Source organism: Microvirga aerilata, assembly GCF_016743775.1.
Classification (GTDB): domain Bacteria; phylum Pseudomonadota; class Alphaproteobacteria; order Rhizobiales; family Beijerinckiaceae; genus Microvirga; species Microvirga aerilata.
The window spans coordinates 1-10,418 of sequence record NZ_JAEQMY010000124.1; the positions used below are offsets into that span (position 1 = coordinate 1).

9 protein-coding genes and 1 pseudogene are annotated in these 10,418 nt (G+C 62.2%); 5 read left to right on the forward strand and 5 right to left on the reverse strand.

Features of this window, described 5'->3' with window-relative positions:
- Positions 1-148: 148 nt before the first annotated feature.
- Both JKG68_RS28770 and JKG68_RS28775 read right to left on the reverse strand, forming a co-directional pair.
- Positions 149-784, reverse strand: coding sequence for an NrsF family protein (locus JKG68_RS28770; RefSeq protein WP_202065470.1), 636 nt, complete (start codon positions 782-784; stop codon positions 149-151).
- Positions 781-1,326, reverse strand: coding sequence for a sigma-70 family RNA polymerase sigma factor (locus JKG68_RS28775; RefSeq protein ID WP_202065472.1), 546 nt, complete (start codon positions 1,324-1,326; stop codon positions 781-783). Before JKG68_RS28775 ends, JKG68_RS28770 begins: the two co-directional genes overlap by 4 nt.
- Before the next feature lie 420 nt (positions 1,327-1,746).
- Between JKG68_RS28775 and JKG68_RS28780 the strand changes: the two genes are divergently transcribed.
- Both JKG68_RS28780 and JKG68_RS28785 read left to right on the forward strand, forming a co-directional pair.
- Positions 1,747-3,171 (forward strand): dihydrolipoyl dehydrogenase family protein, encoded by a 1,425-nt coding sequence (locus JKG68_RS28780; protein ID WP_202065474.1) that lies wholly within the window; start codon positions 1,747-1,749, stop codon positions 3,169-3,171.
- 124 nt (positions 3,172-3,295) lie between these two features.
- The gene (locus JKG68_RS28785; protein WP_202065476.1) at positions 3,296-3,472 is read left to right on the forward strand and encodes a hypothetical protein; all 177 of its coding nucleotides are present in this window, start codon (positions 3,296-3,298) and stop codon (positions 3,470-3,472) included.
- A gap of 409 nt (positions 3,473-3,881) precedes the next feature.
- Here the strand turns inward: JKG68_RS28785 and JKG68_RS28790 are convergent, their stop codons facing one another.
- From JKG68_RS28790 to JKG68_RS28800, 3 genes are read right to left on the reverse strand one after another with little or no spacing between them, the layout of a single operon-like run.
- Positions 3,882-4,580: an ATP-binding cassette domain-containing protein gene (locus JKG68_RS28790; RefSeq protein WP_202065478.1), complete on the reverse strand. Its 699-nt coding sequence runs from the start codon at positions 4,578-4,580 to the stop codon at positions 3,882-3,884.
- Complete coding sequence (locus tag JKG68_RS28795; protein ID WP_246516005.1) at positions 4,577-6,232, reverse strand: ABC transporter permease; 1,656 nt, start codon at positions 6,230-6,232, stop codon at positions 4,577-4,579. Before JKG68_RS28795 ends, JKG68_RS28790 begins: the two co-directional genes overlap by 4 nt.
- Positions 6,233-6,266: 34 nt before the next feature.
- The gene (locus JKG68_RS28800; RefSeq protein ID WP_202065480.1) at positions 6,267-7,481 is read right to left on the reverse strand and encodes an ABC transporter substrate-binding protein; all 1,215 of its coding nucleotides are present in this window, start codon (positions 7,479-7,481) and stop codon (positions 6,267-6,269) included.
- Between the two features lie 356 nt (positions 7,482-7,837).
- Here JKG68_RS28800 and JKG68_RS28805 point away from each other — a divergent pair, with 356 nt between their 5' ends.
- The 3 genes and pseudogenes from JKG68_RS28805 to JKG68_RS28815 all read left to right on the forward strand — a co-directional run.
- Positions 7,838-8,590: a TVP38/TMEM64 family protein gene (locus JKG68_RS28805; protein ID WP_202065482.1), complete on the forward strand. Its 753-nt coding sequence runs from the start codon at positions 7,838-7,840 to the stop codon at positions 8,588-8,590.
- A gap of 87 nt (positions 8,591-8,677) precedes the next feature.
- The gene (locus JKG68_RS28810) at positions 8,678-9,667 is read left to right on the forward strand and encodes an IS5 family transposase (protein ID WP_202065485.1); all 990 of its coding nucleotides are present in this window, start codon (positions 8,678-8,680) and stop codon (positions 9,665-9,667) included.
- Positions 9,668-10,010: 343 nt separating this feature from the next.
- Positions 10,011-10,333 (forward strand): annotated as a pseudogene (locus JKG68_RS28815) (transposase); the annotation flags it as partial.
- Between the last annotated feature and the right edge of the window lie 85 nt (positions 10,334-10,418).

Consider the following 10,418-nt stretch of genomic DNA (forward strand, 5'->3'; position numbering starts at 1 on the left):
AGTAGGCCTCCTGCACCAACACCTCTCCAACGCTCAACCCATTGCTTTAGCTTCAAACCAGCCCGCAATTCGCTTTAACGCCCGATCAATAGACGAAAGGTGCGGGCTGCTGAGAGAAGGATGTAAAGCGCACGCTTGTGCCCTCCGTTTACCACCGGAGCCATCTGGCGCCGAGCGCCGCCCCAAGCACACTGATGACCGTAATGGACAATCCGTACCATGCTGCGACGAACAGCGGTGAGTCGTCGGGGCAGTGCAACGCATAAAGCGCAGAGCCAATCCCTCCTGCCAGGAGGCCTGCAATGGTGCCAGCAAACCGCGGCTGTGACGGTGCCCCGTAGCGCAAGGCCGCCAGAATACTGCCGAGTGGTAGGAGCGAGAGCAATGGGACGAGCGCAAGGCAGGCCAGTGCATTCGAACCGATCAGCAATGGCCGCCAGGCCGCAGGGGGCGAACTTATCAGTTCGGCTGCTACGCCAACGGCGAGAAGAGCCAAGACAGGGATGAGGACTGACCATAAGCTTGACCGAGCCTCTGGGCGCATTGCCCGGAGGGTGAGTGCTCCGGCTGCCCCAACGAGAGCGAGTGTGATGAGAAACTTGAACGCCACGCGTGGGGTCACGATGACGACGCTGAGATCGGGCCGCGGCGTAAGGAACAAGGCAAACACGCATAAAGCAGCGAGCACCCCCACGAGCGCGCGAGTCACGAGGCGCCGAGCCACTGACTCAGACCTTGATGCGCTGTCGTGCGCCAAGGCTCGGATGAGATCCTCTGTCCTCATGTCTCAAATCTCCTGATCCTGGCTGCAAGGGCGGCCAGCCCTCGGTGCAGCGCAACGCGGACGTTGCCCTCGCTCGTCCGCAGCCGTGAAGCGGTATCCCGCACTGTTGCGCCGTCGAGCGTCAAGGCACGGACGACGTCCTTCTGCCGGGCAGGGAGTTCATCCAAGTAGCGTTCAACGCCGCCAACCGAGCGTTCAGGATCGGGCGTGGCAACGGCGAGTGCATCTGTGAAGTCGTTGACCGGCACCTCAATGCGGAACCCGCGGCGGCGCGCCGCATCGACGAGCTTGTGCCGAATGATGGCTCGGACCCAGGGCCCGAACGGCCGGGTCTCGTCCCAGGTATGCCGTTTGAGGTGGATCGCCAACAAAGTCTCCTGCACGACGTCCTCGAAGTCAAACTCATGGCGTGTCTTAGCCAAGCTTCGGCGAGCAAGCCCCCGCAGCATCGGCGTGAGACTGGCAAGGAGGCGCGCATAAGCGGCCTCGTCGCCCGCATTGGCTGCGCGCATCCAGCTTGACCACTCGGCTTCGTTGTCCATGACGAGTTGTTAAAACCTCCTTCGTTGGCCATCACGCTTTCGTTACACAGAGTTCAACACAATTCGCTATGAACACTAAGGAGACCGCGATTTGGTGGCACGTAACCCAACCAGCGCTCTTCAGGCGGGCTGCTAGGACTGAGGAAGCTTCACGGCTTGGAGCGTCAAGAGAACGAAGCTTGGCAGAGCGCCCTTACGGCAGCATAAGGCCTGCCTTTGTTCGATCGGTTTGTAGATGGCTTTTTGTCTTGTTCTTTGCCGCGAGGGCAGTGCCCAGCCGTCCCGCGGCCCCATTGTCAATGAGAAGTGTAACGATCCCATCTTGCCCCGCGAATACTCCAATGAGAAGCTCGTGAGCCGTCGTAATCCAGAGGGGATGGCCAGCATGGGTCCGACCAACCCTACCAAGGAGGCAGCCCCATGTCGCACGTCCTTGAAGCTGATCTGTGCGTAATCGGGGCAGGCTCTGGCGGCTTGTCTGTGGCGGCCGGCGCAGCGCAGATGGGCGCGCGTGTCGTGCTCATCGAGCGGAATCGGATGGGCGGAGACTGCCTCAACACCGGCTGCGTGCCCTCAAAAGCGCTCATTGCTGCCGCGCACGCCGCTGATGCTATGCGAAGGAGCGGCCGCTTCGGCATCAACGGCCACGAGCCTGACGTTGACTTCCTCCGCGTGCGCGGTCACGTGCGCGACGTGATCGCAGGAATTGCACCGCATGACAGCGCCGAACGCTTCGAGGGGCTGGGTGTGACAGTGCTGCGGGCTTCTGCGCACTTTGCTGGCCCGAATGAGATCAAGGCCGGGACGGCGCGGGTACGCGCCCGCCGCTTCGTCGTGGCTACTGGATCTTCGCCCTTTATGCCGCCTATCCCTGGCTTGGGCGACTCGTCTGCCCTGACCAATGAGACTGTCTTCGACCTCGACTCACGCCCGGAGCACCTAATCGTGATCGGCGGCGGCCCGATCGGTGTTGAGATGGCTCAGGCGCACCGCCGCCTTGGCGCCTCCGTCACTATTCTTCAACGTGGGTGCATCCTGCCAAAGGACGACCCTGACGCTGTAGCTGTGGTACGCCGGCGCCTGATGGCCGAGGGCGTGACGATCTGCGAGGGAGCCAAGGTCGTCCATGCCAGCCGGCGTGGCAACGGCGTGGTCGTTACGGCCGAGATCAACGGTGCACCGGCCGAGATCGCCGGCTCACATCTCCTCGTCGCTGTGGGGAGGCGCGCTGATGTGGATGGCCTCGGCCTTGATGCGGCTGGCATCGCGCATTCGCAAAAGGGCATCACCGTCGACGCGCGCCTGCGCACCAGCAACCGGCGCGTCTTCGCGATTGGAGACGTCACAGGCGAGTATCAGTTCACGCACATGGCAGCCTACCAAGCTGGTATCGTGATCCGCAACGCGCTGTTCCATTGGCCTGCAAAGGTGGACACCCGCGCTTTCCCCTGGGTGACCTACACTGATCCGGAACTCGCCCATGTCGGCCTCACGGCTGCCATGGCCGAGGAGCAAGGCCATAGCGTTAGGTTGGCTGGCTTCAACTTGGCCGAGAATGACCGTGCTCGGGCCGAACGAGAGACTGAGGGTTTCGTTAAGATCGTAGTTGGCCGACGCAGCAAAGTGCTGGGTGCGACGGTCGTTGGGCGCGGTGCAGGCGAACTCATCCTCCCCTGGGTGCTCGCCATCAGCCAAGGGCTTGGGATCGGTGCTATGGCACGCGTCATCGCCCCATATCCTACACTGAGCGAGATCTCAAAGGGTGCGGCCAGCGCGTACTACGCGCCAACGCTCTTCGGCCCCACCACTCGCAAAATCGTTAGGCTCCTGCAACGCTTTAGCTGACCTCCAGACCGACGTTCATTTCCGAGTGGACATGTAACAGCTCCAGGCTTGACCGGAGCCTTGGAATCGTGTCGGGGATCCTCATGCGCGGGCTCCTCTCTAATCTGCAGCATACTAAAGGAGCTTGCTTCCGCACGGCTGCCAGACCATCCATGGCTGGTATGACAACCCCAGAGCTGGTAGCGATCCCGCCGCGATGAGGCTGGAATTGCCGCTGCCCGGCCCGCACGGGCCGGGCAGCGGCAAAGCGCGCCGCCTCACGGGCGAGCTCGACGCCTATCCCCTCAAACTGCTCGACTGATTCATGAGGAGCGATGGCGTCGACTTCACCTCGATCATGATCCTGGACATGGCCGAAGTCGACACTGGAGCTGACCTCCAAACCAAAAGATCGGGCTTCACCGGCACCGTGAACCGTCTTGACCCCGCCAGAAGAACCTCAGAGGGAACGCACCCAGTGTTGAGGCACTCGCCCCCATGGCACCTTGCTCGATCAGCACCACCTTACGGCTGACGAGAGCTCCCGCGGCCGCAACCGAAAGACTTGCGGAACCGGCTCCGATCACACAAAGATCCGCGGTTGATGGGTTTGACACTCTGCCCCCTCTAACCAATTGCTCGGCCAAAGCTGGATCTGCCAAGCAGGCTTCAACGTCGTGAGCTGCTCATGTTCGGGGGAGCGCCTGACGAAAGCTCTTCCCCATTTGTCCTCACAGTTTTGATAAGCGGGTTGGGTCATCATCCAGTCGAATGACGATTTGGCCGGCAGCCTCTGCGTCCGCTGGATCGTGTGTTACAAGCAGCGCGGCCAGTTGACACTCGCGCACATGGGCAAAAACGAAGGAACGGAAATCCTCCCGCAGAGCGGCGTCGAGCTTGCCGAACGGCTCGTCGAGCAAAAGGGCCTGAGGCTGAGACAAGAGAGTGCGCAGAAGTGTGACGCGCGCCTTCTGCCCGCCCGAGAGAGTGGCTGGATCCCGCTCCTCAAATCCGGCAAGCCCTGCGCTCGCTAGTGCGTCTGACACTATGGACCGGCGCTTGTGTCGATCCCTCCATTTAACGCGCGGGAGACCGAACAGGAGATTGCTGGCAACAGAGAGGTGTGGGAACAGCACCGGGTCCTGGAACAGAATGCCCACGTGACGCTCCTCAGCAGGGCGTTCCTCGATCCGCTCACCTCCTACCATCACCGCACCATTGGCGACGAAAGCATTCCGGTCCAGAAATCCCGCAACATACGACAGCAGGGTCGATTTGCCCGATCCACTCGGGCCCATGATTGTAACAATCTGGCCAGGAGTAACGGACAAGCTGAGCCCCTCGATTAAAGCGCGAGAGTGTCCTTTGACCGTGATGGAAAGGCCATCCAGCACAAGTCCATGGCACCGGCGAGGAAACGCACCCGTCATGCGAGTCCTCTGAACCGTCGGAACAGCAGCCGCGGCAGCCAAAGGGCAAGGCCATAGCCGAGGAGGGGAAGGGCCGTTTGCAGGACCGCATAGATCCCGAGAATACGGCGGTCGCCGCCGCTGGACAGGGTCACGGCCTCGGTTGTCAGGGTCGCGATCCGTCCGGCTCCGGCGAAGAGTGTCGGAAGGTATTGCCCGACGCTGACCGCGAACCCGACCGCGCAGGCTACCAGAAACGGACGGGTAAGCAGAGGCAGCTTCACAGCAAAGAACACGCGCCACTTGCCGGCTCCCAAGGCGGCCGCGCTGACGGCATAACGCGGGTCGAGAGTCCGGAACGGATCTGCAAGCGTTAGGAAAACATAGGGTAGCACGAAGACAAGATGTGCCCACGCCACCGCGAACAGGGTGCCATCAAGCCCCAGGCGGATTAGCGCCACCTGAACGCCGAAAAGAAACGCAATCTGCGGCACCAGAAGCGGCAGATAGAGCAGCCAGAGAGCAGTCAAGCCCGGGCGAATCCCGTGCCGCTGTTCGTTCTCAAGACAAGCAAGGGTGAGAACCGCCGCAACGGCTACGGAGGCGAGCCCGATGACCGCAGTTGCCTCCGCAGCGCCCCCAATCGGATTGGCCTGCGTTCGCCACATCGAGAGTTGCCAGGTCTCCGGAAGAGCATCGGGGAAGCGCCATGCGCCTGCCACGGACCAGAGCGCCATGCTGCCAAGCGCCACGATACCAAGGGCCCCGAGGGCGATGGTCGTGGAGCCCGCGATCACGGTGAACCCTTGAGCGATCCGGGACCGGCCGCCGCGCTCGATCCAGCGGTGCCCAAGAACGGTGGCTGTACGTTCCATGGCCAGCCACGCAATGACCCCGAAGATGACAAGCACCAGCTGCAGGCTCGCCGCAGCGGCGGCGGGGTAATAGAGGCTGAGGTCGTAGTTGGAGAACCAGCGCGTTGCGAGTACCGCCAGGGGCGGAGGATTGCCCGGCGCCAGGATCAGCGCGACATCGACTACGGATAGGGAGAACGCCAGAACCGCAAACACCGGCAGCCGGATCTGTGGATAGACCTGTGGAAACACGGCTTTGAGCCAAGCCGTCGCTGGACGCTGGCCAAGAGCCCGGGCGGCGGCCAATGTGCGCTCGACCGGCACCTGCCCAGAGGCGGCGAAGATCACAAGAACCAGATAGGGAACCTCCTTGAGGAGGAGGCCACCGATGAGGCTGAGACCCAACGGGTCCTGGACTGTGACGAGGCCAATGGGCGGGCGGTCGAGCCCGGTGGCCCAGGGTGAGACCAGCCGGACAAGCCAGCCGCTTGGCATGATGACAAAGGCAAACCCCAAAGCCATGGCGCTCGGCGGGCTGGCCAGGAGTGGCGGGAGAGCGGACCGAAGGCGAAGCACGGAGGGGTGATGGGCCGTCATGGCGCAGAAGCTGGTGGCTGCCAGCAAGGCCAGCACCGCGGTTCCGATCCCGGTCGTGAGCGTCAGCAGCAGGGCCCGGTTGAAGCCGGGTGAGGCGAACAGCACTCTCCAAGGCTCCAACGTAAGCCCCGTTCCGCCAATGGCCGGAAAGTATCCGAAGGCGGGCAGGAGGGTCCAGGCCAAGCCGAGAACGATCGGCGCCCCGAGGACGAGCAATGTCAAGGCTGGCGCAAGCCGCAAAAGCATCATCCCGGCCTTAGTTCGAGTAGCGCCGTTCCCACTCGTCGACGATCCGTATCATCCAGCTCGGATGTGGCTCCGGCAGGGATGTTCCCAGTTCAGCGTTGGTGGGCAGGCCAACGGCATCGGCCGGGCGGTCGAACAGCTTGCGCTGTTCGGGGGAGAGCTTCTCGAAGTCCAGAACCGTAAAGCTGCCGATCCACTTCGGATCCTGCGCCTGAGCCTGAACCTCTGGCTCAAGCAGCAGGTTGGCAACGACCATTGCGGCTTCCTTGTTGGCCGCATTGTAGGGGATGGCCACAAAGCTGGTGTTTCCGATCGTTCCCTTGTCCAGCACATAGACCCGGGCGCTCTCGGGCAGGGTTCCTTTCTTGATTGAGACTGCGGCATCGGCAGGGTTGAACGAGATTGCGAGCGAGATCTCGCCGTCATTCAGCAATTGGATCTGGGCCGTGCCGGTTGCGGGGAACTCGCGCCCTGCCCGCCAGAGGTGCGGCCGGAGGGCGTCATACCATGTCCAGAGAGGAGCCGTAGCCTTGGTAAAATTATCGTCGGTCGCAGGGGACTGAAGCACCCCGTGATCTGGTGTAAGCTCGTAGAGTGCCTGCTTGAGGAAGGTTGCGCCTAGAAAATCCCGCACGGTCGGATGGGTGAGGCGGCCGGGATTGGCCTTGGCCCATCCGAGAAGCGCAGGCACCGACTTTGGTATTGTTGAGGGCGGCGTATGCGCCTCGTCGTAAAGAAAGACGACCTGCGCCATCCGCCAGGGCACCGCATTGCCCTCTACGGGCACCGTGAAATCCACCAGGTTGGACGGCTTCTTCTCGGTGTCGACATAGCGCCAGTTCGGCAGCTTTTCCGCAAAGGGGCCGAACAGAAGTCCCTGGTTCTTCATGGATAGGAAGTTTGGGCCATTGACCCAGATTAGGTCGACGCTTCCGCCGCTGTTCCGGCCTGCCGCCTTTTCGGCCACGACCCGCGTCACCGCCTCGGCCGTGTCCTTGAGCTTCGCGTGCTCGACGGTTACGCCATGGCGCTTGGACGCCAGGTCGCCGACCCAGGCGATGAAGGCGTTCGTCTGCGGGTCGCCAGCCCAAGCATTGAAATAAACCGTCTGGCCGCGGGCAGCGACGGAGATCTCGTCCCAGCTTCGCGTCTCCTCCGCAGCGGCGGGATAGAGCACCGTGAGCATGAGCCCCATTCCAGCGAGAGCAGAGGTGAATTGAAACATGGATCATCCTTTCGCGTAGACTGAAGGCTTCGACAAGCGAGCGGGCGCAGGGTCAGCAGGTATGGCACAGTCGACCTTTTGCGGCCCCCGGCGCCGGAGGCTGTTGGTATCTGACAGTCAATTCGCTTACCAGGCCCAGTTGGTTACATCGATCAACTGCTTGTGTTCTGCCTAACGCAGTGATCACAAGGTGTTGAAGCCCGACCCGATGGCTGTAACCACCCTGGCTGTGCCAGCGAATAGGTTTAGACATGCCTGGTGGATTTGGGCCAAAGGTCGGATCCGGCCGAAGCAGCATCCCGAGTTGGGACTGACCGTCCATCAGGCCGCTCATTAGCACAAACGCGGCAGGGAACATGGCACAACCACCCGAACGGAAGCGAACGACCCTGAAAGCTGCGGTGGCGGTCCTGTTGATCGGCGGCGCCATTGCTTTTCTGGCGGCGGGCGGCCACCGCCTTCTCGACTGGCAGACCCTTAGCGGCTACCGCGATACATGGCAGGGATGGATTGCCGAGCATCCCCTCACCGGTGCTTTGGCGTTCTTTGGCATCTACGTTGGTGTGACGGCTCTCTCCATTCCCGGAGCAGTGGCCCTGACACTGATCGGCGGGAGCCTCTTCGGACTCGTGCAAGGGACTGTGCTCGTCTCAACAGCCAGTGTTCTTGGCGCGACGCTGGCGATGTTGGTTGCAAGGTATCTGTTGCGCAACTTCACCGAGACCCGGCTCGGCTCGACCATGAACAAACTGAACCAGGGTGTTGAGCGCAATGGGGCGCGGTATCTGTTCGGCCTCAGGCTCCTGCCTATTATTCCGTTCTTCCTGATCAATCTCGGCATGGGCCTAACCCGCATGCAAGCCTGGACCTTCGCATGGGTGAGCATGCTCGGGATGCTGCCGGCCACCATCATCTATGTGAACGCGGGAAGCCAGTTTGCTTCGATTGAACGCGCCAGCGATCTCCTGAACTGGCGCATCCTGCTGGCGCTTGTGGCTTTGGCCGCCCTACCCTTTGCCGCCAAGGCCGCCCGGGGGTTGTGGGAGCGCCGTGCTCCCCACGCCCAGCGGCTGCGCCCGAAATCGCCAGGATCATGGCCAAATGCATGACTCTGATCCTGAAGGGCGTTGGTGCATGAATCGTTAGCGGTGCCTGTGTAGTCGAGCGGTCATCGAAATAGTCCGTTGGTCGCCGCCATGCCTTTCAAACACAATGCTGCCCGCTGCCATCGTATGGACAACATGAAGTTCAAGGTGGCGAACTGGACGGAATATGAAGCAGGTCTTCGCCGGCGTGGCAGCCTGACGCTGTGGATGACCGCGGAGGCGCTGTCGTCTTGGCAAGCGGCGAAGCGGACGACGCATGGCGGGCAGCCGCGCTATTCCGATCTGGCGATCGAAACGGTCCTGACCGTTGGCTTGGTGTTTGGCCTACGGCTGCGCCAGACGGAGGGCTTGCTCCTATCAGTGCTTGAGTTGATGGGATTGGATCTCGCCGTGCCTGATCACACCACCCTCAGCCGGCGAGCACGGACCTGGCAATCACCTGAAGGACGGCTGGGTCGCCGGATTCTAGGAGAAGGGCCTGTTCACGTCCTCATCGACAGCACCGGGCTCCAAGTCTATGGCGCCGGCCAGTGGCTGGAAGAAAAGCAGGGCGCAAGGTCGCGGAGGGGATGGCGAAAGCTGCATCTGGCGCTGGACGCCGACAGCGGCGAGATCGTAGCCCATGTCATGACCGATCAGGACACCGGCGACGCCTCGCAAGTGGAGCCGTTGCTCGACCAGATCGAGTTGCCAATCGGCCAGTTCACCGCCGACGGCGCCTATGACGGCAAACCGACCTACGACGCCGTCACCAAGCACAGCGCCGATGCGGCGGTCATCATTCCGCCGCGCGCCAACGCGGTGGAAAGGCCGGACACCAAGCCTGCCAGCTCGCGAGACAGGCATTTTGCGGCAATCCACACCGATGGCTGGATGAAGTGGCAAGCCGCGACCGGCTACGGCAAGCGGTCTCTGGTTGAGACCGCGATCGGCCGATACAAGGCCATCAACGGGAGACGGTTGAGGGCGCGGTCGTTCGGCGCCCAGCAGACAGAGGTCGCCATCGGCTGCACTGTCCTCAATCGCATGCTGGCATGCGCACGCCCGAAATCCGTCTGTCGCATTGGAACCACCTCATAAACGATGGCATCAAAGACCATAATCCGCAAAACTCACGATCCCTGCACCAACGCCCCCTGAATGGTCTTTCAGTCAGACGGGCAGCCGCCCACTATGGGGTTGGGGTCTCAACCGCCATCCTGTGGGTGCGACGAGCTCGCCAGGGCGGTGAAGTGACAGAACGCCGGCAGGGCCAGCCAAAGGGCTCCAAGCTCGATGCCCACGCGGCCTTTCTCCTGGAGATGATCAACGCATCCTCGCACATCAGCCTCCAGGAGATGCAGGCGAGATTGAAGGACGAGCGCAGTGTCTCGGCTGGCATTGGCACACTCTGGCGCTTCTTCAAGGCACGAGCCATCACGGTCAAAAAACCGCCCACGCGGCCGAGCAGGACCGGCCCAACGTCAGAGCGGCGCGGGAAGCTTGGTTTGACGGGCAGCTTGATCTCACCCGGAACACCTCTTGTTCATCGACGAGACGGGCGCGTCCACCAAGATGGCACGCCTGTACGGACGCTGCGCCCGCGGGCAGCGCCTGCGGGTCGGCATTCCGCATGGACACTGGAAGACCACCACCTTTGTGGCAGGTCTGCGTCTGAGCGGCTTCACCGCACCTATGGTGCTGGATGGACCCATGACCGGCCCGTGGTTTGCGGCTTATGTGGAGCAGATCCTGGTGCCGACCCTCCCGGCCGAGTAGTGTGGTGAAGGTTCTGCAAATCGCCTGAGCGGGGCGGTCATGGCAGGATGGTGATGTTCAACGTCACGCACTC

What these genes read in the sequence shown, in the direction of transcription:
- JKG68_RS28770 (WP_202065470.1), bottom strand. Translation starts at nt 784, where the DNA reads ATGAGGACAGAGGATCTCATCCGAGCCTTGGCGCACGACAGCGCATCA.
- JKG68_RS28775 (WP_202065472.1), bottom strand. Translation starts at nt 1,326, where the DNA reads ATGGACAACGAAGCCGAGTGGTCAAGCTGGATGCGCGCAGCCAATGCG.
- JKG68_RS28780 (WP_202065474.1), top strand. Translation starts at nt 1,747, where the DNA reads ATGTCGCACGTCCTTGAAGCTGATCTGTGCGTAATCGGGGCAGGCTCT.
- JKG68_RS28790 (WP_202065478.1), bottom strand. Translation starts at nt 4,580, where the DNA reads ATGACGGGTGCGTTTCCTCGCCGGTGCCATGGACTTGTGCTGGATGGC.
- JKG68_RS28800 (WP_202065480.1), bottom strand. Translation starts at nt 7,481, where the DNA reads ATGTTTCAATTCACCTCTGCTCTCGCTGGAATGGGGCTCATGCTCACG.
- JKG68_RS28805 (WP_202065482.1), top strand. Translation starts at nt 7,838, where the DNA reads ATGGCACAACCACCCGAACGGAAGCGAACGACCCTGAAAGCTGCGGTG.
- JKG68_RS28810 (WP_202065485.1), top strand. Translation starts at nt 8,678, where the DNA reads ATGCCTTTCAAACACAATGCTGCCCGCTGCCATCGTATGGACAACATG.